The sequence below is a fragment of the Nocardia implantans genome (assembly GCF_035544775.1).
In the GTDB taxonomy this organism is placed as follows: domain Bacteria; phylum Actinomycetota; class Actinomycetes; order Mycobacteriales; family Mycobacteriaceae; genus Nocardia; species Nocardia implantans.
This window is the reverse complement of record NZ_JAYKYQ010000009.1, coordinates 118,584-138,613: the sequence shown is the minus strand read 5'-3', so window position 1 is coordinate 138,613 and position 20,030 is coordinate 118,584. Positions and strand designations below refer to the sequence as shown.

General features: G+C 70.2%; 19 protein-coding genes. 6 read left to right on the top strand and 13 right to left on the bottom strand.

Annotation, left to right across the window (positions count from 1 at the left end):
* Window positions 1-14 precede the first annotated feature (14 nt).
* The 4 genes from U3653_RS21695 to U3653_RS21680 form a co-directional block, all read right to left on the bottom strand.
* Window positions 15-437: an organic hydroperoxide resistance protein gene (locus U3653_RS21695; RefSeq protein WP_195081655.1), complete on the bottom strand. Its 423-nt coding sequence runs from the start codon at window positions 435-437 to the stop codon at window positions 15-17.
* Window position 438: 1 nt separating this feature from the next.
* Window positions 439-885: a MarR family winged helix-turn-helix transcriptional regulator gene (locus tag U3653_RS21690; protein WP_195081656.1), complete on the bottom strand. Its 447-nt coding sequence runs from the start codon at window positions 883-885 to the stop codon at window positions 439-441.
* An 84-nt stretch (window positions 886-969) separates the two neighbouring features.
* Window positions 970-2,148 carry a PQQ-dependent sugar dehydrogenase gene (locus tag U3653_RS21685; RefSeq protein WP_195081657.1) on the bottom strand — a complete coding sequence of 393 codons (1,179 nt, stop codon included), beginning with the start codon at window positions 2,146-2,148 and terminating at the stop codon, window positions 970-972.
* A 44-nt stretch (window positions 2,149-2,192) separates the two neighbouring features.
* Complete coding sequence (locus U3653_RS21680; protein WP_195081658.1) at window positions 2,193-3,083, bottom strand: dienelactone hydrolase family protein; 891 nt, start codon at window positions 3,081-3,083, stop codon at window positions 2,193-2,195.
* A 197-nt stretch (window positions 3,084-3,280) separates the two neighbouring features.
* Between U3653_RS21680 and U3653_RS21675 the strand changes: the two genes are divergently transcribed.
* Complete coding sequence (locus U3653_RS21675; RefSeq protein WP_195081659.1) at window positions 3,281-5,302, top strand: CocE/NonD family hydrolase; 2,022 nt, start codon at window positions 3,281-3,283, stop codon at window positions 5,300-5,302.
* A gap of 8 nt (window positions 5,303-5,310) precedes the next feature.
* Here U3653_RS21675 and U3653_RS21670 read toward each other — a convergent pair whose 3' ends face one another.
* Complete coding sequence (locus U3653_RS21670) at window positions 5,311-6,231, bottom strand: LLM class F420-dependent oxidoreductase (RefSeq protein ID WP_195081660.1); 921 nt, start codon at window positions 6,229-6,231, stop codon at window positions 5,311-5,313.
* 107 nt (window positions 6,232-6,338) lie between these two features.
* On the bottom strand, window positions 6,339-6,698 hold the full coding sequence (locus U3653_RS21665) for a helix-turn-helix domain-containing protein (protein WP_195081661.1): 360 nt from the start codon (window positions 6,696-6,698) through the stop codon (window positions 6,339-6,341).
* Window positions 6,699-6,819: 121 nt separating this feature from the next.
* Here U3653_RS21665 and U3653_RS21660 point away from each other — a divergent pair, with 121 nt between their 5' ends.
* Complete coding sequence (locus U3653_RS21660; RefSeq protein WP_195081797.1) at window positions 6,820-7,290, top strand: gluconokinase; 471 nt, start codon at window positions 6,820-6,822, stop codon at window positions 7,288-7,290.
* An 11-nt stretch (window positions 7,291-7,301) separates the two neighbouring features.
* On the opposite strand, the gene U3653_RS21655 is transcribed toward U3653_RS21660, so the two are convergent.
* The 7 genes from U3653_RS21655 to U3653_RS21625 all read right to left on the bottom strand — a co-directional run bounded on the left by U3653_RS21655 (window position 7,302) and on the right by U3653_RS21625 (window position 15,757).
* Complete coding sequence (locus tag U3653_RS21655) at window positions 7,302-8,222, bottom strand: DUF5995 family protein (protein WP_195081662.1); 921 nt, start codon at window positions 8,220-8,222, stop codon at window positions 7,302-7,304.
* 147 nt (window positions 8,223-8,369) lie between these two features.
* A complete protein-coding gene (locus U3653_RS21650) occupies window positions 8,370-9,164 on the bottom strand; it encodes a M50 family metallopeptidase (protein WP_195081663.1) in 795 nt (264 codons plus the stop codon).
* A 75-nt stretch (window positions 9,165-9,239) separates the two neighbouring features.
* On the bottom strand, window positions 9,240-10,910 hold the full coding sequence (locus tag U3653_RS21645; RefSeq protein ID WP_195081664.1) for a protein kinase domain-containing protein: 1,671 nt from the start codon (window positions 10,908-10,910) through the stop codon (window positions 9,240-9,242).
* Window positions 10,911-10,994: 84 nt separating this feature from the next.
* Window positions 10,995-11,885, bottom strand: coding sequence for a bile acid:sodium symporter family protein (locus U3653_RS21640; RefSeq protein WP_195081665.1), 891 nt, complete (start codon window positions 11,883-11,885; stop codon window positions 10,995-10,997).
* Between the two features lie 85 nt (window positions 11,886-11,970).
* The gene (locus U3653_RS21635) at window positions 11,971-13,023 is read right to left on the bottom strand and encodes a Gfo/Idh/MocA family protein (protein ID WP_195081666.1); all 1,053 of its coding nucleotides are present in this window, start codon (window positions 13,021-13,023) and stop codon (window positions 11,971-11,973) included.
* A 398-nt stretch (window positions 13,024-13,421) separates the two neighbouring features.
* The gene (locus U3653_RS21630; protein WP_195081667.1) at window positions 13,422-14,093 is read right to left on the bottom strand and encodes a response regulator transcription factor; all 672 of its coding nucleotides are present in this window, start codon (window positions 14,091-14,093) and stop codon (window positions 13,422-13,424) included.
* Window positions 14,075-15,757, bottom strand: coding sequence for an ATP-binding protein (locus U3653_RS21625; RefSeq protein WP_195081668.1), 1,683 nt, complete (start codon window positions 15,755-15,757; stop codon window positions 14,075-14,077). The genes U3653_RS21630 and U3653_RS21625 overlap by 19 nt, the downstream gene beginning before the upstream one ends.
* A gap of 156 nt (window positions 15,758-15,913) precedes the next feature.
* On the opposite strand from U3653_RS21625, the gene U3653_RS21620 reads away from it, so the two are divergent.
* The 4 genes from U3653_RS21620 (at window position 15,914) to U3653_RS21605 (ending at window position 20,030) form a co-directional block, all read left to right on the top strand.
* Window positions 15,914-16,720 (top strand): ABC transporter ATP-binding protein, encoded by an 807-nt coding sequence (locus U3653_RS21620; RefSeq protein ID WP_195081669.1) that lies wholly within the window; start codon window positions 15,914-15,916, stop codon window positions 16,718-16,720.
* Window positions 16,710-17,597, top strand: a complete 888-nt coding sequence (locus tag U3653_RS21615; RefSeq protein WP_195081670.1) for an ABC transporter permease — start codon at window positions 16,710-16,712, stop codon at window positions 17,595-17,597. The genes U3653_RS21620 and U3653_RS21615 overlap by 11 nt, the downstream gene beginning before the upstream one ends.
* A gap of 2 nt (window positions 17,598-17,599) precedes the next feature.
* Window positions 17,600-18,649, top strand: a complete 1,050-nt coding sequence (locus U3653_RS21610; RefSeq protein ID WP_195081671.1) for an ABC transporter substrate-binding protein — start codon at window positions 17,600-17,602, stop codon at window positions 18,647-18,649.
* A gap of 169 nt (window positions 18,650-18,818) precedes the next feature.
* Entirely contained in the window at window positions 18,819-20,030 is a 1,212-nt protein-coding gene (locus U3653_RS21605) for a NupC/NupG family nucleoside CNT transporter (RefSeq protein ID WP_195081672.1), read from the top strand.

The following is a 20,030-nucleotide window of genomic DNA, read 5'->3' as shown; positions in this document are numbered from 1 at the left end:
CCGCTCCTTCTCGATCAGTCGTCGGCGATGAGAACCTGGACGTCGATGTTGCCGCGGGTCGCGTTGGAATACGGGCAGACCTGGTGTGCTTTGTCGGCGAGCGCTTGCGCGTCCTCCCTGGACAGGTGGGGGAGTGACACCTCAAGGGTAACCGCCAAGCCGAAGCCGCCCGCGTCGTTCGGCCCGATCCCCACCTTGGCGCCGACCGCGGAGTCGTCGATGTTCGCCTTGGCCTGCTTACCGACCAGCCGCAGCGCCGAATGGAAGCACGCGGCGTAGCCGGCCGCGAACAGCTGCTCGGGATTGGTGCCCTCGCCGTCCCCGCCCATCTCCTTGGGCGCCGACAGGTTCAGGTCGAGCTTGCCGTCGGTGGTGCGTGCGCGGCCGTTGCGGCCGTCGCCACTGGCCAGGGCCTCGGCGGTGTAGAGGATCGGCATGTCATTCTCCTTCGTTCAGCTGGGACTTCAGCGAATCGGTCAGTCGGTGCAGGATGTCGCGCAGTGTGGCGATGTCGTCCATGGACAGGCCGCTGGCCTCGGCCATCCTGGCCGGGATGTCGCCCGCCTCGGCACGCAGCGCGCGCCCGCGGTCGGTGAGCCGGATATCGACGCGGCGTTCGTCGGCCGCCGAGCGCCGCCGCTCGACCAGGCCCGTCGCCTCCAGCCGCTTGAGCAGCGGCGAGAGCGTGCCGGAGTCCAGGTCGAGCGCGTGGCAGACGTCGCCGACGCTGCGTTCGTCGCGTTCCCAGAGCGCGAGCATCACCAGGTACTGCGGGTAGGTGAGCCCGAGCCGTTCCAGCTTCGGGCGGTAGACCGCGGTCATCGCCCGGGACGCCGCGTAGAGCGGGAAGCAGAGCTGCTCGTCGAGGCTCAGGTGATCGGGCATGAGCAATAATGTAGTGAGCAATTTAGTTGTGCACAACCAAAATGATGGTCGTGCTCGTCACATCAGGACTGCCGACGGCGAAGCTCAGCGGGCCGGGAAGCGAAGGACGCGGTCGTCACCGCGGGCGGGGTCGCCACGGCCGTCGGTGTTGGAGGTCGTGAGCCACAGCGCTCCGTCCGGCGCCACCGTCACGGTGCGCAACCGGCCGTAGCGGTCGCGCAGTGCGGCGCTTGGCGCACCCACCCGGCCGTTCACCAGCGGCACTGTCCACAGTCGGCGGCCGCGCAGCGCGGCGACGTACAAGGTGTCTCCGGCGATGGCGATGCCAGAGGGTGAGGCTTCCGCGGTGGTCCAGGTCAGCGACGGATCGGTGAAGCCGCGCTCGGCCCCGCCCGAACCCTCGACAGCGGGCCAGCCGTAGTTGCGACCCGGCTCGATCAGATTGATCTCGTCGAACCGGTCCTGCCCGAATTCCGCCGCGAACAATCGGCCGCCGGAGTCCCACGCCAGGCCCTGCACGTTGCGGTGGCCGAGGCTGTAGACCGGTGAGCCGGGATACGGATTGCCCGGAGCGGGGCGGCCCTCGGGAGTCAGCCGGAGGATCTTCCCGTTCGGGCTCGCCGGATCCTGCGAACGTCCGGATTGCCCCGCGTCGCCGGTCCCGACGTAGAGCATGCCGTCCGGGCCGAACGCGATCCGTCCTCCGTTGTGGTTACCGGCCTTCGCGATCCCGTCGACCAGCACCTCCGGTGGGCCGTCGAGCCGGAACCGGACGATCCGGTTGTCCGTATCGGCGGTGAGATAGGCGTAGACATAACGACTTTCGGCGTAGTCCGGCGCGACCGCGAGCCCGAGCAGTCCGCCCTCGCCGCGGGCGGAGACGCCCGGCACCTGGTACACCTGTTGCGGCGCACCGCCCGGCGCGACGCGCAGGATCCGTCCGGAGTCCCGCTCTGCGACCAGTGCCGCGCCGTCGGGCAGGAAGGCCAGCCCCCAGGGCACGTCGAGGTTGCCGGCGACTTCCTCGGCGGCATCGAGGTCGGGTCGACCGGCGGGATCGCTCGGCGCGGCGGTGGTTTCCGCCGCCGCGGGTGTGCTGGTGCGCGCGGTCGACGCGTCTTCGCCGCACGCCGTCAGCGCCGTCGCGAGCAGGAGTGCGGCGATCGCCGTGCACGAGCGGCGCGCATGAAGCCGTTCCGGTGCCGGCAGCCTGCCCTCGCGAGCGTGCGCGCGCCGAACTGCCCGGTTGGGGTCGGAGCTCATGGAAGGGCTCCGGACACCGGGGAAACGTCTCGACCCGGTGCGCATCAGCCGAGATACATTCCGTACCAGTCCAATACGCGACGCCAAGCCTCGGTGGCGGCCGTGGCGTTGTACCGCTGACCGGTGTCGTTGAAGAAGGCGTGGTCGGCGTCGGGCGCGGTGAAGATCTGGTGCGGGTTGCCCGATCGGGCCAGTGCCGCTTCCGCGGCGGGCCGCGAGGCGTTGACGCGGGCATCGGCCGCCGCGTAGACGCCGAGCACCGCCGCTTTCGAAGCCGACAGATCGCCGTTGTCCGGGAACGGTCCGTAGAACGGTGTGGCCGCGGCCAGCGGCGACGGGCCGGAGGCCAGCAGCAACCAGGTCAAACCGCCGCCGAAGCAGAAACCCGTGGTCCCGAGCTTCTTTCCCTCGACCCGCCGTCCGAGTTCGTCCAGCCCGGCACGCAGGTCGGCGACGAGTTGGTCCTGCGGGATCCGGCTCAGCTCGGCGGTCGCCTCGGCGGGATCGGTGAACGTCGCGGTGCCGCCTCGCGCCGACAGCAGATCGACCGCGAGCGCGGAGTACCCCGCCCCCGCGAAACGACCTGCCACCGAACGGATGTGGTCGGTGAGGCCTTTGTTCTCGTGGATCACCAGCACCCCGCCCCGCGGTTGCGGCGCCGCTGCCCAGGCGGCTTGCAGCGTGCCACGGGGACCGGCGAAAGTGACGGCGCTCGTCGGAAGAGCGGCGGCGGACCCCGGTGGTGTCGATGGCGACGTCGGCGTGGAGTCGGTGATCGGGGTATCGGAGTTCGCGCAGGCGGCGAGCAGGGCGGCGGCGGCCGTTGCGCCGAGCCCGAGCAGCCCCAGCCTGCGCAGTGCCTCCCGCCGGGGGAGCAGGCCGTCCGCGTGATCGGCCGCGATCTCCTCCGCGATGTAGCGCTGCAGCGGCGTCATGTGCTCCACCCTAAGCCGCCTCGTCCGTGGCGGCGTCGCGTTCACCGTCTGTTCGTCCGCGACAATCCGGCCCGACCGCACGTCCCGCGTTATTCGCCAGCAGGTTGCTACGTTGTCGCCCAATCGGGTGATCGATGGTCGGTCCGCACACCGGTCGAGGGAGCGAGATGGCAGCGCGGCGTGGCGTGAGACGAACGATGAGCAGGGCGATCCGGACGGTGGCCGCGGTCGCGGTGGCCGCGGCCGTGGGATGCGCGGCCGTCCCGGCGGCCGCGGAGCCGTCGGCCGACGCCCACAGCGTGGCGTGGACCGCGCTGCACGACGGACCCCAGCCGTATGCCGACATCCACATCGACTGGGATGTGCCGATCCGCATGAGCGACGGTGTCGTGCTGAAGGCGAACATCTACCGGCCGGTGAAACACGGGGGTGAGGTGGAGCGGCAGCCGCTGCCGACCATCGTGAACCTCACGCCCTACACCAAGCTCATGACCACCCTGATCGACACGGCGCTCGCGGTGCCCGGCTTGCAGCCGTTGACCGTGCGGCTGGTCAATCGCGTGAATCTGTCCCGCACGCCGGTCAGTGGTTTCGGCGATCTGCTGCACGCGGTGGACGGCGGCACCGTGCAGACGGTGCTCGGGCTGGATCGCGATCTGATCCGCGCCGGATACACCCAGGTCATCGCCGACGTGCGCGGCACCGGCTTCTCCCAGGGATCGTGGGACACCCTCGGCGAGCGGGAACAGCTCGACACCCGCGAGGTGATCGAGTGGGCGGCGGCGCAGCCCTGGTCCAACGGCCGGGTCGGGATGAGCGGCGGCTCGTACTCGGGCATCAACCAGCTGCGCGCCGCCGAGAACGCGCCCGCGCCGTTGCGGGCGATCTTCCCGGTGGAACCGGGCAGCGACCTCATGCGCGATGTCGTCGCACCCGGCGGCGGCGTGGGGACGACGTTCCTTCCGATGTGGCTCAGCACGGTCAACCAGCTGAAGCTGATTCCCGACGTGCAGTCGATGTTGAAGGGCACCTTCGACTGGGAGTGGTTGCGGGAACGGATGTCCGATCCGGCCAGCAATGTGGATCTGCTGGCCCAGGCGTTGCTGACGCCCTCGCTCGACCACGTGCCGCCCGCGCTGGCCGACGCGCTGGACGAGAACAGCTACTTCCGGCGCGGCATCGAGGGGCATCCGGAGCGCATCACGGTGCCCACCTTCGTCTACGGCGGCTGGCACGACATCTTCGCCAACAGCGCGACCAAGCTGTACAACGCGATTCCGCTGCCCGCGGGACAGAAGCAACTGGTCGTCGGCGATACCTATCACGCGAATCCCGGTGCGGGCACCGGCGTTCCGGGTGCGCCGCCGCGGTTGGACGTGCTGCAGCGCGTGTGGTTCGACAAGTGGCTGAAGGACATCGACCACGGCTTGGGCGATTTCGGGCCGATCACCGTGTGGGAACAAGGCGGCGGCTGGATCTCCCTCGGCCAGTTCCCGCAGAAGGACCTCAACCATCGCCGTGTGTATCTGTCGGCCGACCCGAGCGGCACCGCGGGGAAGGCCGTCCACGACGGATCGTTGACGATGAGCGCTCCCGCCGAACGGCGGACCCTGACGGTGGGGCCCGGCCTCGCCTCGGCATGTTCCCGCGACACCGCGCAGGGCTCGGCCGGGATGGCCGCGGTGCTGGACGTGTGCGCGAAGGACTCGCGCATCGCCGAGCGCAACGCGCTGGCCTTCACCAGCGCCCCGATGACCGAGCCGACCGTGATCTCGGGGCCGGTGAACGTGCACCTGAACACGGTGCACGACGCCACCGACGGCTACTGGAGCGTCACCATGAACGACGTCGCGCCGGATGGGAGTTCGAAGGTGCTGTCCACCGGGCAGCTGACCGCCTCACTGCGCGCCGTCGACGAGCAGAAGAGCAGCCGCACACCGACCGGCGACCTGACCGAACCGTTCAATCCGATCACCCTCGACAGTGTGCAGCCGGTCGTTCCCGGTGAGCCGGTGGCGCTGGACATCGCGGTGATTCCCACCCAGGCGGCGCTGCAACCGGGCCACCGGCTGCGGATCGACGTGTTCGCGGGCAACTCGCCGAAGGCGCTGGCCTTCCGGCCGATGCTGAACAACACCGAGCTGAAACCGCAGCACCTGGAACTCGACCCGTCGGCGCCGAGCTTCGTCGTGGTGCCGACCAACCGTCCGCTGGGCTGAGCGCTACCTCACAACTGCGACTGCACCTGCGCGGAGATCAGCTCGAGATGGTCGAGATCGGTCAGGTCCAGCACCTGCAGGTAGATGCGGGTGGTGCCGATCTCGGCGTACCGGCCGATCTTGTCCACCACCTCGGCGGGCGAGCCGGCCAGGCCGTTGGCCTTCAACTCGTCCACCTCGCGGCCGATCGCCTCGGCTCGGCGCGCCACCTCGGCGTCGTTCGCTCCCACGCAGGCCACCAGCGCGTTGGAGTACACCAGGTCGCCGGCGGCGCGGCCGTAGGCCTCCGCGGCCGCGCGCACCCGGTCGAACTGCCGGGTGCTGTCCTCGATGGAGGAGAACGGCATGTTGAACTCGCTGGCGTACTGGGCGGCCAGCCGCGGGGTGCGGGTGGCGCCATGCCCGCCGATCACCACCGGGATCGGGTCCTGCACCGGTTTGGGCAGGGCGGGGGAGTCGGTGAGCTGGTAATGCTTGCCGTCGTAGCTGAAGGTGTCGCCGGGTTTGGTCGCCCAGAGCCCGGTGATGACGGCCAGCTGCTCTTCCAGCCGGGAGAATTTGTCGGCGGGGAACGGGATGCCGTACGCGGCGTGCTCCTCGGCGAACCAGCCGCTGCCGAGGCCGAATTCGACTCGGCCGCCGGACATCTGGTCCACCTGCGCCACCTGGATCGCCAGCGGGCCCGGCAGCCGGAAGGTGGCGGCGGTGACCAGGGTGCCCAGCCGGATGCGCTCGGTCTCCCTCGCCAGACCGGCGAGGGTGATCCAGGCGTCGGTGGGGCCGGGCAGCCCGTCGGCGCCACCCATGCTCAGGTAGTGGTCGGAGCGGAAGAACGCGTCGAAGCCCAAGTCCTCGGTGGCCTTGGCGACGGTGAGCAAGGTGTCGTAGCTCGCACCCTGCTGCGGCTCGGTGAAGATGCGTAGTTCCATGTCGATGACCCTAGCGGTCGCGTCAGTGGCGCGCCTCGGCTGCTCGGCCGGGGGCCGGAGCAGCCGGAACGGGGCCGACCCGGTGCGGCGGCGCGCCTGAAACGTGTTCACCGCGCGGGGCGGTCCGGCGCGGGTGCGGACTGCGTGTAAGTCCGTGCGATGAGCGCGGCGCGCAGTCGGTAGAGCGCGTGCGCAACGGCGGTGTCCGAGCCGGTGAGGCGGCCGATGCGCTCGAGCCGATGGTCGACGGTGTTCGGGTGCGGATACATCGTCCGTGAGGTGCGCAGGCGGTTGAAGTCGTTGCGGATGTGCTCGCGCAAGGTGTCGAACAGTTCGGGGTGGCCCTCCAACGGGTCGAGCAGGGCGGCGAGCCGGTCGCGCCCCGGCCCCGGCCGGGTGAGCTGGCATTCCAGGGCGAGGTCCTCCCGCTGTTCTCGAAATGTATCGGCGGTGGCGCGCAGGGTCACTGCACGGGCCGACGAAGTGCTCGGCGGCTAGGTTGTTGCCGATGACAAGCCCGTGTGCGCGGGAGAGTCCGCCATCGGAGGGAGAAGGGTCCGAGTGCGTGATCTACCGGTGATCGTCGTGATGGGGGTGTCGGGATCGGGGAAGACGACGGTCGGCGCCCGCCTGGCCGAAGTGCTGGGGGTCGAGTACGCCGAAGGCGACGCTTTCCACCCGCCCGCGAACATCGCGAAGATGGCGGCGGGCACGCCGCTGGACGATGCCGACCGCGCACCGTGGCTCGACGCCTTGGCCGCCTGGATGGCCGAGCGATCCGGTCGCGGAGGCGTCGTGACCTGTTCCGCCCTGAAACGGGCGTATCGCGACCGGTTGCGCGGCCGCGCAACCGGCGTCTTCTTCCTGCATCTGGACGCGCCCCGCCAGGAACTCGAACGCCGCCTGGCCGCACGCCGCGGGCACTTCATGCCACCGAACCTGCTGGATTCCCAGCTGGCCACCCTGGAGCGGCTCGATGCCGACGAGCGCGGGAGCGCCGTCGACGCGACCCGACCGCCCGAGGACGTCGTGCGTGCCGCCGTCGCGGCGCTGGCGTGACGGTGCGCCGGTCAGAGCCCGCCGAGGCCGGACAGGACTTCGAAACCGAGATCCAGGCCGCGCCACAGGGCGTCGATCTCGGCGGTGACGGCGGGCGCCGCGGCCGGGTCCTGCAGGGCCAGTCCGTTGCCGAAGATGACGACATTGGCGCCCGCGTCGGCCAGCCGGAGCAGAGGGCCGGTCGCCACGCCTTGCCCGAGCACCGCGTCCAAGCCCTCGCCGACGAAATAGAAGCGCCACAGCGGCCCGAGGTCACCGCCGTAGACGGATCTGGTCGCGGCTACGATCAGCGCTCCTTGCTGGGCGATCGAGTCGACGATACGGAAGTAGTCCCGCGCGTTCGCGGCCGAGCTTCCGATGGCCGCGACGGAGTAGGCCAGATCGACGGTCAAATGCGCGTCGTAACCGGCCATCGCCACGCGCGCGGGGGACAGCTCGCAGCGGCGGGTCAGGTCGAAGTAGTGCGCCCACTGCGGTTCGGCGGGTGCGCCGGTGAATTCGGCGTGCAGCGCGCGCAGGAACCGCGACAGCAGCTCGAGACTGATCCGGTGCGCCCATTCCGGGTCGTCGAACGACGCGGGGTCGCGCTGCAGCGGCAGGACGGCCGCTTGTTCCACCGCGTCGAGCCCGAGGGCGAACACACCGCGTGAATCGTGGTGGCGGACGAGGATATCGGTGATCCGGCGGTGCCGGTCGATGGCTTGCTCCAACTGCCACAACGAGGTACCGGCCTGCGGCCCGGCCGCGGACAGCTGCGCGATCTCGGCTGTCTCCGCCCGCGTCAAGGGTGTGCCGCAGGCCGTGCCGAAAGGTGCGGCGTAGGCGGTCGGACCGAGCGTGATCGTGCCGAGCAGCACCGTGACGGCCGAGACCAGTGCCGGAAGAAGCCGCCGCGCAGCGGTGCTCGGTGCGCGCGCGGGAATGTTCACCATGCTGGCTCCCTGGGGGTCGTGAATCGCGATCCGGCGTCGGACGGCCGAAGGGGTGAGCTCGGCGAATGCGCCGCCGCCGCAGGTGAGGCGTCGGCACTGGGCGGAATCGAAGCCTAGTCGAGCCGACCGGGTGGCGCAGCGCGGCGGTCAGCGCGCCGCGAAGCAGGACCCCGAAGGCGCGCCAGGCAGGCAGACTTCGGCGATGGCGGAGACGAGCAGCCACGCCCCGACCGCGAGCGAACCGACGGCGATCGCGCCGAACACGAAGACCCACAGCAGGCCGGGCAGGCGGGTGAGCCGGGCGAGCTGATCGGCGTCGGAGTCGACCTCGTGGTAGCGGGCGCGTTGCTGCCGGGAACGGCTTCGTTGCAGCTCGATGACCGGACGCGCCCCGGCGAACAGCAGGAACCAGGCGCCCAGATACGCGAAACCCGCTTGCAGCGTGTCGGTGCCGAACCAGGAGACCACGAAGACCACCGCTCCGAGACCGAGCACGGTGATGGCGCCGTAGACATTCCTGATCTTGATCAGCAGCGCGGCGAGCAGCACGATGGCGGTCCAGAGCAGCAGCGTGATCCGGCTCGCGCCCAGCAGCGCGGCGAATCCGAGACCGAGCAGCGGCGGCGCCGGGTAACCGGCCATGGTGGTGAGAATCATTCCGAGGCCGTAGGGTTTGCCGCTCGACACGGTGAGCCCCGAAGTGTCCGAATGCAACCGGATGCTGTTGAGCTTGCGGCCGGTCAGCAGGGCGACCAAGGCGTGCCCGCCTTCGTGCGCGATGGTGACGATATTGCGGGTCAACCGCCAGACGGGGGTGTAACCCACCAGCACGAGCGCCGCCACCGCGGCCGCCGCCACCAGCCACCACGGCGGCTGCGCTTGCGTCGTCGTCAGACGATCGGCGATGGAAGCGCCGCGCTCGAAGAATTCCGCTCTGTCCACCGCCGCACCTTAACCGCCCGCGGACCGCGGCGCTCGGGCGTGCGTTCCCGCGCACGGCGCCCGGTCCTCACGCCGTCAGCTCTTGCGCAGGACGCCTTCGATGTTGCCGATGACGCCGGAGGTCCGGTACGACAGGGAACCGTCCGGCTGCAGGGTGACCGTCGAGGTGGAACCATTGTCGAAGCAGGCCGGGGAGCCGCCGGAGAGCCGCGCGACGAACGACAACTGGCTCTCGCCCGCGGCGGTGAGCGTCTCCGTGCGTTCGCAGCGCTCACCGCTCAATTTGCCGGTGTTCGACGACTGCGCGACTTCTTGGCCCACCGCGCCGTCACGAATGGTCAGCACGATGTCGAAGGACAACAAGGGGTCGCGGGCCACGCCTTTCCATTCTCCGACGAAAGCCTCCGGAACACTGCTGCCGGAAGGACCGCTGCCGGTCGGTTCCGCGTCGACGGCCTCGGTGGCGGTGGCCGCGGAGGAGCTGCCGGTGGTTCGCGTGATCTGGTCGGCCGATTCGTTCGCGTTCTGGTTCCGTAGCTGAGCGCCGACCACGAACGCGGCGATCGCGACGGCGAGGCAGACGACGAACGCTCCGGCTATGAGCAGAACGCGGCCGGGGCGGCGTGCGGGTGGCGCGGCGGGGACCGGACCGAACGCGGGCGAAACCTGGTGCGCGGGTGCAGGCGTCGGAGGTCTCGCGAACGCGGGAGGCGTTCGCGGCGGGAGGGAGTGCGGCGTGGACGCCGATCGTCCTGGATCGCCTCGCGGGTACCGCGCGTCGGTAGGTGGTGCGGGGCCGACCATGGTGTCGGCCGTGCGCGCTGGATCAGCGGGCACGAAGAACCGCTGGTGGTCGAGTGGCCCGGAGTCCAGATTCAGCAACTCGACCGCACGGCGGCCGACCTCCTCGAGCACCGGGCCGGGCAGCCAGCCGCCGCGGTCGGGGATGCCCAGCGCGGTGAGCTGGGACAGCAGTTGTTCCGGAGTCGGGCGCGCCGCGGCGTCTTTGGCCAGGCAGGCGGCCACCAGCGGGCGCAGCCGTTCCGGCACGTCGTCGAGCCGCGGCTGCTCGTACACCACCCGCCACAGCATGTGCACCGCCTCGCCGACGCCGAACGGGCCGTGGCCGGTCGCCGCGAACACCAGGACGCCGCCGAGTGCGAAGACATCGGCGGGCGGGCCGATCGGGTCGCCGGTCACCTGCTCCGGACACATGAACCCCGGTGAGCCGATGACCTTTCCGGTGGTGGTGAGCCTGCTGTCGTCGACGGCGCGGGCGATGCCGAAATCGATCACCTTGGGGCCGTCGAGGGCCAGCAGGACATTGGACGGTTTGAGGTCGCGGTGCACCACACCGGCTCCATGGACGGCGGTCAACGCCTCGACCAGCCCGTGCGCCAGCACGAGCAGGGCATTCTCCGTGAACGGCCCGTACCGCTCGACCGCGTCGGCCAGCGGGAATCCGGCCACGTAACCGGTGGCCAGCCAGGGTGGATCGGCGTCGACGTCCGCGTCGAGCACCGGTGCGGTGAAGTGCCCGTCGACCCGGCGGGCCGCGGCCACCTCGCGCCGGAAGCGCTGACGGAATTCGGCGTCGATCATGTCCGGGCGGATGACCTTCACCGCGACGGTGCGCCCGCCCGAGTTCCGGCCGAGGTAGACCCGGCCCATGCCGCCCGCGCCGAGCACGCCGAGCAGGCGGTAATCCCCGATCCGGGCTGGATCGTTCGTGCCGAGCGGTTGCATCGCGCAGCTGACTCCCTTCGCGTGGCATCGACCCTCCGAGAGGCTACTCACCGGGCCCGTCCGTGTCCGCTCGGACCGTCTCCGTCAACCCGCCATGCTCGGCGCGGGCGCGGACTGCTCGCGGCGCGCCCGCCTGGCCAGCAGATACGCGGCGATCGCCGCCGGGATGTTCATCAGAACCCCGTACACCGCGCCGGGAACGGCCATGGTCTCGTTGTCCAAGACCGAAGCGGCGACGGCGATCGCGAGCGCCGCGTTGTGCACGCCGATCTCCATCGCCGAAGCGATCGCCTGATCGGCTTCCACACGCAACAGCCGGGGCAGGAAGTAGCCGACGGCCAGACTGATCACGGCGAAGCACAGGCAGATCGCCGACAGCTCGCCGATGTGCTCGGTCAGGATGTCCGGATCGGAGCCCACCCCGGCCGCGATCACCAGCGCCAGAACCACGACGGACAGGATCTTGACCGCACCGCGCATCCGCCGCGACCACTGCTGAAACCGCCGGTGCACCACCATGCCGATCGCGACGGGCACCAGCACGATGGCGAAGACCTGCGCGAATTTGTCCGGTCGAAGTCCCACCGAACCCGTGCCGTCCAGGAACAAGGCGTAGGACAGCGCCACCACCACCGGCAGGGTGAACACCGCGAGCACCGAATTGATCGCGGTGAGCGTGATGTTCAACGCCACATTGCCTCCGGCGACGTGACTGAACAGGTTGGCCGACGCTCCGCCCGGTGAGGCCGCCAGCAGCAGCATGCCCGCCGCGAGCGCGCCGTCCAGCCCGAACAGGCGGATCAGGCCCAGGCATACCGCGGGAAGCAGGATCATCTGGCACACCAGCGCGATCACCGCCGCTTTCGGGTACCGCAGCACGCGCGCGAAATCCTCGGTCGTCAAGGTCAATCCGAGCCCGAACATCACCAAGGCCAGCGCCAGCGGCAGCAGCACCGCGAAAACCGTTGCACCCACTCGGTTCTCCTCTCCGGCGGGCGGCCGGGAGCGGCCGGCCCAGGGACCGACGTTATCGAGTCGCGGCGCAGGTAGCCAGTGGCGGTCAGGCGGTGACGGTCACACCCCTGGCCGCCGACTCGCGGGCTTTCGTCAGCAGGCGCAGAGTGGTGACGGCGTCGCGCGGGTCGACGGGCACGGGCCCGCCGTCGAGCAGCGCGGCGGCCATCGCGGAGTAGAACTCGGGATATGCGCCGGGTGCGGTCGGCAGAGGGGCGAAGTCCGGTTCCGCGCCCAGCACGCCCCAGCGCTCGGGATCGACTGTGCCCCAATCGGAATCGCTCTCCGGACGACGCCCCGACCGGAGCGCGTCCTCCTGCGGGTCCAGCCCATGGGTGACATACGCGGCTTCCGACCCGAGCACCCGGAAACGCGGCCCGAGTTGCGGGGCCACGGCGCTCATCCAGAGATGGGAGCGCACACCGCCGGTGTGGGTGAGCGCGACGAACGCGTCGTCGTCGGTGGTGATCCCTTCTCGCCGCCGGTCCAGCTCGCAGTACACCGAAACCACCGGACCGAAGAGGGTCACCGCTTGGTCCACCAGGTGGCTGCCGAGGTCGAGCAGAATGCCCGCGCCCTCCTCGTCGGTGCCGACCTCCCGCCAGCCGCCCTTCGGCACCGGACGCCACCGTTCGAACCGGGACTCGAAACGCCGCACGTGGCCGAGTCTTCCGGTCTCGACGAGTTCGCGCACCGTCCGGAAGTCACCGTCCCAGCGACGGTTCTGGAAGACCGACAGCGCCAGGCCGGACCGCTCCGCGCGCCGGACGAGGTCTTCGGCGTCGTCCACCGTGACCGCGAACGGCTTGTCGACAACCACCGGCAGCCCGGCCTCCAGCGCCTGCCCGGCCAGCGGTGCGTGCGTATGGTTCGGTGTCGCGATCACGACCAGATCGATGCCGTCCGGTGCGGCGAACAACTCCTCGGCGCGCGGCGCCACCCGCACACCGGGGTGTTCGGCGCGCGCCCGGTCGGCACGCTCCGCCGAAGAGGTCACCACGGCCGCGACCCGCATCCGCGGCTGCGCGGCGATCAGCGGGGCGTGGAAGACCGACCCGGCCAATCCGTAGCCGACAACGGCGACCTCGACGATGCTCATGTCCCGACGCTACCGCGCCGACGACAGCGTGGCGGGCACCCGCATCCGAGCCGGGGCGGCGCCCGAGCAGAAGACGATGCTCGTGCCCGGACGCCGGCGCGCCGATGAGGATGTGGTGGGCATGGGGCGGCGGCTGAGCAGGGCGGGAAGCGGTGCGCGGCTCGAAGTGAGCGCCGCCGCGCCGGACGATCGGACCCTGCCGGACGGTGCGGCTCGGGACGGCATGGCCGCGCGCCCTCACCCGGCCGAGCCCTGTGCCGGAGCGCGCGGATGGGCGCAGAACCGGCGGATTCAGCGACCGGTGACCGCCGGGCCACGGCGTCGCGACCCAGCCCACGCGTCGCTGCAACCCGGAAAGCCCGATTCCGGCTCGGCAGCCGTTGAGACACCGCGTCGGCTCAGTGCGGCGGTGCGGCGGAGTACTCCTGTTCGGGCCGCCCGGTGCTGCCGTAGCGCAGGCTCATGCGCACCGCGCCGCCGGACACGAGCGCGGCGAGATAGCGCTGCGCGGTGGCCCGGGAGATACCGATGGCGCTCGCGACCTCGCCCGCCGACAGGGGCGCGTCTGCATCGAGAATCGCTTGCAGGACTGCGTCTTTGGTCGGGGAGGCGACGGTTGCCGCCGGGGTGGCGGTGACCGAGGGACGCAGCGCGTGCAGCGCAGCGGCGACCCGGGCGTTGTCGGCCTGCGGCACGGCGAGGATGCGCCGATAGCGGGCGTAGGCGGCGAGCCGGGCGGCGAGTTCGGTCTGCGGGAAGGGCTTGACCAGGTAGGACACCGCACCCGCCGCCACCGCGGCGCGCACGGACTCGCTCTCCGTCGACGCGGTGAGCACCATGGCGTCGCAGCGCAGCGCCCGGACGAAATCGATCCCTGATCCGTCCGGCAGGTAGACGTCCACCAGCGCCAGGTCGATGGGCTGCGTAGCGATGATGTCCCGGGCGGCGGCAAGGGTGTTCGCGGTGCCGGCCACCGTGAAACCCGGGATGGCCTGCACGATTCCGGCGTGCAGGTTCGCCACCCGGAAGTCGTCGTCGACGACCAGGACGGTCAGGGTCGTCGAGGCCATGACACCTCGCTCTCCACGAGCACCCCGGGGATGCGGGCGATGAACTCCGCGCCGACGAGTGGCGGTTCCCCGCCGCCCGCACTCGAAAGGCGGACGTCGCCGCCGTGGGCGCGGACGATCTGGCGGATCAAGGCGAGTCCCACCCCGCGCCCACCGGGGACGCCGCGATCGTCGCGGGTCGAGATCCCTTCGATGAACAGCCGGTCCACCAGATCGGGGCCGACACCGTCGCCGCTGTCGGCGACCGTGATGTGCAGTGTCGAATCCTCCTGCACCAATTCGACTTCCACCTGCCGCACCGGCCGGTCCCCGGCGCGGACGGCTTCCATGGCGTTGTCCAGCAGATTGCCGAGCACGGTGGTCACGTCCACCGGATCGGCGAGATCGCCCTCGACCCAGGTGTTGGGCCCGAGCACGAGTTCCACCCCGCTCTCCCTGGCGTGCGCGGCCTTGGCGGCCAGGAAGGCCTGCAGGTAGGTGTCGTGGATGGCGTCGATACCCGGCGTCGCCGGACCGAGCGGACCCGCGCCGATCAGCTCGTCCACCGACCGCGCCGCTTCCTCGACGTGCCCACTGTGCAGCAGTCCGCTGATCAGGTGCATCTTGTTGGAGAATTCGTGGCGCTGCGCGCGCAGCACCGTGCTCATCGATTGCACCGCGTCCAGCTGCCTGGTCAGCGATTCCACGTCGGTGCGGTCGCGCACCGTGAGCACCGCGCCCAGATCACGCCCGTCGCGGCTGACCGAGCGAGCGGAGACGATGACGACGTTCGCGCCGATCGTCGCCGAGGTGGGTTGCTGGTCGAGGTCGCGGAAGACCTCCAGCACCCGCGGGGTGAGTCCGATCCGGTCCACCGGGCATCCGATGTCCGGCGCGACGCCGAGCAACCTGCGCGCCTCGTCGCTGACGAAGGTCGTGCGCCACGCCGCGTCGACGGCCAGCACGCCGCCGCCGATGCCGTGCAGCACCGCGGCCTGGCCGCGGACCAGCTCGGCCAGCTCGTCCGGCTCCAGCCCGAGGGTGAGCCCGCGCCACCGGCGGGCGAGCAGCACCGATCCGGCGATGCCGACCGCGAGCGCCACCGCGACCAGCCCGCCCGCGGTGCGCAGATCGCCGAGCAGTTGCTCGTGCACCGCGTCGGTGGCGATGCCGACGCTGACCGCCCCGACCACACGGTCGGAACCGGGTGCCGTGACGGGAACCTTCGCGCGCACGGAGTCACCGAGCGTGCCGCGTTCCTCGGTGATCGACTCGCGGCCCGCGAGCGCCTCCGACGGATCGGTGCTGACGTGCTCGGCGAGCCGCCCGGCGTCCGGATGCGCCAGGCGAATTCCCGCGTCATCGGTGATGACCACGAACAAGGCATCGTTGCGCTGGGTCGCGTCCACCGCGACCCGCTCCAGCGGGCCGGTGGCCAGTTGCCGACGCACGCCGGGATCGACCGCGCCCGGCGCGTACCCGGCCACTTCGGCGCGCACCACCGGGTCGGCGGCGACAGTGCGGGCGACGGCCAGCGCGCGCTGGCCGTAGGCGTCGCGCAGCCGCCGGTCACTGAGATAGCCGAACACCGCGAACGCGACGCCGAGCGTCAGCGCGACCACCAGGATCTGCGACAGCAGTACCTGGGTCCGCAATCGCACGGCCCGCGCGCCCTCAGTGGCCATGGCCGCAGCATAAGCGCAGACCCCCGCGCGCGGCGCATGAGCAGAATGCGCAAAACCCGCAGATCCCGCGTTTGTGGCGGTTGTGCGCACAAGCTCCGGCGTGTGACCGGGGCCACGTACGTTTCCCCCGACCCGATCTCGCAGGAGTAGGAAGCAATGACGCAATCACTCATCGAGCTGCGGAACGCGACCAAGCGCTTCCCCGGCACCGGCGGCGGCATCCACACCGCCGTGCGCAATCTGAACCTCGCCGTGCGCCCCGGCGAATTCGTCGCCGTCGTCGGCCCGACCGGATGCGGCAAGTCCACCACGCTGTCGCTGGTGTCCGGCCTGGAGCCGGCCTCGGCCGGACGGACGCTGGTGCGCGGCAAGGACGTCGACGGCATCCCCGATGGCATCGGCTACATGTTCCAGCAGGATGCGGTGCTGCCGTGGAAGAGCGTGCTGGACAACGTGGCGCTGGGCCCGCGCCTGCGTGGCGCGTCGAAGGCCGAGGCGCGCGCGAAAGCCGCGGGGTGGGTGCGCACGGTCGGGCTGGCCGGGTTCGAGAGCTACTACCCGCATCAGCTGTCCGGCGGGATGCGCAAGCGCGTCGCGCTGGCGCAGACGCTGGTCAACGAGCCGGAGATCCTGCTGATGGACGAGCCGTTCAGCGCGCTGGACGTGCAGACCCGTCAGCTCATGCAGGACGAATTGCTGCGGGTCTGGGCGGGCACCAACGCGGCGGTCGTCTTCGTCACCCACGATCTGGAGGAGGCGATCGTGCTCGCCGACCGGGTGGTGGTGATGACGGCGAGCCCGGCCACCGTCTGCGGTGACTTCCCCGTGGGCCTGGCCCGGCCGCGCAGCGTCGAGGACGTGCGGCTGACGGCCGAATTCCGCGACATCTACCAGGAGATCTGGCAGACGCTGCGCGATCAGGTCGAGGCGGCTCGGGCGAAGGGAGCCTCCCGTGTCGCATGACGTGCTGGTCCAGGATGCCGTCGACGAGCCGGCGGTGGAGAACGAGACCGAGGAGCAGATCCTGGCCAGGGTGCGCACCTCCGCCCGCCGCGCCAGGATCCGCACCTGGGGCCTGCGCGCCGCGCTGGTCGCGCTGTGGCTGGGCGCGTGGGAACTCACCGCCACGGTGTGGATCGACCCGTTCTTCTACTCCAAGCCGTCGCTGATCTGGGCGCGTTTGGTCGAATGGTTCACCGAGGGAACGCAATTCGGCTCGGTCTGGTTGCAGGTCTACACCACCGTGCAGGAGGCCGTGCTCGGCTTCGTGATCGGCACGGTGGCCGGCGTCGTGCTGGGCGTGTTGCTCGGCCGCAGCCGCTACTGGGCGGAGGTGCTCGCGCCGTTCATCAAGGCGCTCAACGCCGTGCCGCGCATCGTGCTGGCGTCGCTGTTCATCATCTGGTTCGGGCTCGGGCTGAGTTCGAAGGTGGCGACCGTGGTGGTGCTGGTGTTCTTCGCGGTGTTCTTCAACGCGTTCACCGGTGCGCGCGAGGTGGACGGCAACGTGATCGACAACGCCCGCATCCTCGGCGCGAGCCGCAGGCAGGTGCTGGTGTCGATCGTGCTGCCGAGCGCGACCACCTGGATCCTGTCCAGCCTGCACACCGCGTTCGGCTTCGCGCTGATCGGCGCGGTGGTGGGCGAATACGCCGGGGCGAGCAAGGGCCTGGGACTGTTGATCAGCAACGCGCAGGGCACCTTCGACTCGGCGGGCATCTACGCGGGCATGATCATCATCACCGTGATCGCGCTGATCGCCGAGTGGGGCATCGGCGCGGCGGAGAACCGGTTGCTGAAATGGCGGCCCTCGCAGACGACCTCGAACCACGGGATCTGATCATGAGGTATCGCAAGCAGCTCGCGCTCGTCGCCGTGGTGGTCGCGGCACTGCTGACGGCCACAGGATGCCGGGACTCCCGCACCATCCCCATGGCAGGCGGCCGACCGCAGATCACCATCATGGTGGGCGGACTGGAGAAGGTGATCTACCTGCCCGCCGTGCTCACCCGCCAGCTCGGCTTTTTCGAGCGCAACGACATCGATGTGACCTTGCTCGGCGAGCAGTCCGGAGCCACCGCCGAGACCGCGCTGCTCACCGGCGACGTGCAGGGCGTGGTCGGCTTCTACGACCACACCATCGATCTGCAGGCCAAGGACCAGTGCATCCGCTCGGTGGTGCAGATGTCCGACGTGCCGGGTGAGGTCGAACTGGTGTCGAAAGCGGACGCGGACATCACCTCGGTCGCCGACCTGCGCGGCAAGAAACTGGGCGTGACCTCGCTCGGTTCATCGACCGACTTCCTCACCCAGGCGCTCACCGGCCAGGCCGGCATGGGCACCGCCGACTACACCCGGGTGAAAGTCGGTGCGGGGCAGACGTTCATCGCGGGCATGAACCACGACGGCATCGACGCGGGCATGACCACCGATCCCACGGTGGCGCAGATGGTGAACTCCGGGGATGCGCGCATCCTGGTGGATCTGCGCACCGAGGCGGGCACCAGGGCCGCGCTCGGCGGACTGTATCCGGCGACGTCGCTGTACATGAGCTGCGCGACGATCGAGGCTCACCCCGACATCGTGCGCAAGCTCGCCGCCGCGTTCGTGCAGACGCTGCAGTGGATCGATACGCACACGCCGGAGGAGATCGCCGAGAAGATGCCGCCGCAGTACGCGAGCGCGGGCAAGGACCTCTACGTCCAGTCGATCCGCGACTCCATCGGCATGTTCAACGGCGACGGGTTGATGAAACCCGAAGGCGCGCAGAACGTATTGGAGATCCTCGGCAAGTACTCGAAGAATGTGCGGCCCGTGCGTGATCGCATCGACCTGTCCGCGACCTACACCACGCAGTTCGTGGAGGAGGCGTTGCGCGCGCCGCGACAGTGAAGCGGCGTCTACGACCATGTCCGGCCGCCCGGGATCGTCCCGGGCGGCCGGGACGCTGCCGGTGTGCCCGCGGGTGGCCGCGGCTTCTCAACTGTGGAGACACCGCAGCATAAACCGACATGAGAGGTGCTCCCACAAGCTGTTGTAGGCCACGGCCGCCGAGGTCCGCGTGCATCATTTGATCGGAAGCGCCGGGCTGGTGTGTTTCCTGCTGCTGGCCTGGCTGCCCAGTACCGACCGCCGCGCCGCCGCCGCTCGGCTGCCCCGGATCGCCCTGCTGCTGCTCGTGCAGATCGCGTTCGGGTTCCTGCTGCTGAAGACGGGGGTGGGGGCCACCGTGATCCGCGCGGTCAGCGACGCCTTCGCCCACATCCTCGGCTACGCGGCCCAGGGAACCGCGTTCGTGTTCGGCGAGCTGCCCGCCGTGGGCAGCGGCGGGCCCGCGTTCCTGTTCGCGGTCCTGATGCCGATCGTGCTGGTCTCCGCCCTGATCGGCATCCTGCAACACCTGCGGGTGCTGCCGTTGATCATCAAGTACCTCGGCCTGCTGCTGGCGTGGGTGAGCGGCTTCGGCCGGATCGAATCGTTCAACGCGGTCGCCTCCGCCATCCTCGGCCAGTCCGAGGTGTTCATCTCGCTGCGCGCCATGCTCGACGACATCCCGCCGCAGCGGATGTACACCCTGGCGGCCTCGGCGATGTCCACGGTGTCGGCGGGCATCCTCGGCGCCTACATGCTGCTCATCGACCCGAAGTACGTGATCGCGGCCATCGTGCTGAACATGCTCGGCGCTTTCGTGGTGTGCTCGCTGATCAATCCCTACGCGGTCGCCGCCGCCGACGACGCCCGGCTGCTCGGCGAGGAGATCGCCGACAGCCGCAAGCGGCAGTCGTTCTTCGAGATGCTCACCGAGTACATCCTGGTCGGCTGGAAGGTGGCGTTCACCGTCGCGGCCATGCTGATCGGATTCATCGCCTTGCTCGCCATGGTCAACGGGATCTTCGCCGCGCTGTTCCACGGCACCACGTTCCAGGACGTGATGGGCCACGTCTTCGCCCCGCTGGCCTGGATGACCGGCATCCCGTGGGAGGAGGCCGCGGCAGCGGGCCGGTTCATGGGCACCAAGCTGGTGTCCAACGAGGTGGTCGCCATGCAGGAACTCAACCGGCAACACGCCGGGCTGTCGGACCGCACCGTCGCGATCGTGTCCACATATCTGGTGTCGTTCGCGAACTTCTCCACCATCGCCATCGTCACCGGCGCGGTCCGCAGCCTCAGCGAGAAACAAGGCACCGTCATCGCCCGCAACGGGCTTCGCCTGCTCTACGGCGCCACCCTGGTCAGCTTCCTGTCCGCCACCATCGTCGGACTGCTGAGCTGA

Excerpts from the sequence above, each read along its gene's own strand:
- U3653_RS21645 (WP_195081664.1), bottom strand. The coding sequence starts at position 10,910 with ATGCAACCGCTCGGCACGAACGATCCAGCCCGGATCGGGGATTACCGC.
- U3653_RS21695 (WP_195081655.1), bottom strand. The coding sequence starts at position 437 with ATGCCGATCCTCTACACCGCCGAGGCCCTGGCCAGTGGCGACGGCCGC.
- U3653_RS21625 (WP_195081668.1), bottom strand. The coding sequence starts at position 15,757 with ATGGCCACTGAGGGCGCGCGGGCCGTGCGATTGCGGACCCAGGTACTG.
- U3653_RS21655 (WP_195081662.1), bottom strand. The coding sequence starts at position 8,222 with ATGGTGAACATTCCCGCGCGCGCACCGAGCACCGCTGCGCGGCGGCTT.
- U3653_RS21670 (WP_195081660.1), bottom strand. The coding sequence starts at position 6,231 with ATGGAACTACGCATCTTCACCGAGCCGCAGCAGGGTGCGAGCTACGAC.
- U3653_RS21675 (WP_195081659.1), top strand. The coding sequence starts at position 3,281 with ATGAGCAGGGCGATCCGGACGGTGGCCGCGGTCGCGGTGGCCGCGGCC.
- U3653_RS21635 (WP_195081666.1), bottom strand. The coding sequence starts at position 13,023 with ATGAGCATCGTCGAGGTCGCCGTTGTCGGCTACGGATTGGCCGGGTCG.
- U3653_RS21610 (WP_195081671.1), top strand. The coding sequence starts at position 17,600 with ATGAGGTATCGCAAGCAGCTCGCGCTCGTCGCCGTGGTGGTCGCGGCA.
- U3653_RS21630 (WP_195081667.1), bottom strand. The coding sequence starts at position 14,093 with ATGGCCTCGACGACCCTGACCGTCCTGGTCGTCGACGACGACTTCCGG.
- U3653_RS21690 (WP_195081656.1), bottom strand. The coding sequence starts at position 885 with ATGCCCGATCACCTGAGCCTCGACGAGCAGCTCTGCTTCCCGCTCTAC.
- U3653_RS21660 (WP_195081797.1), top strand. The coding sequence starts at position 6,820 with ATGGGGGTGTCGGGATCGGGGAAGACGACGGTCGGCGCCCGCCTGGCC.
- U3653_RS21620 (WP_195081669.1), top strand. The coding sequence starts at position 15,914 with ATGACGCAATCACTCATCGAGCTGCGGAACGCGACCAAGCGCTTCCCC.
- U3653_RS21680 (WP_195081658.1), bottom strand. The coding sequence starts at position 3,083 with ATGACGCCGCTGCAGCGCTACATCGCGGAGGAGATCGCGGCCGATCAC.
- U3653_RS21685 (WP_195081657.1), bottom strand. The coding sequence starts at position 2,148 with ATGAGCTCCGACCCCAACCGGGCAGTTCGGCGCGCGCACGCTCGCGAG.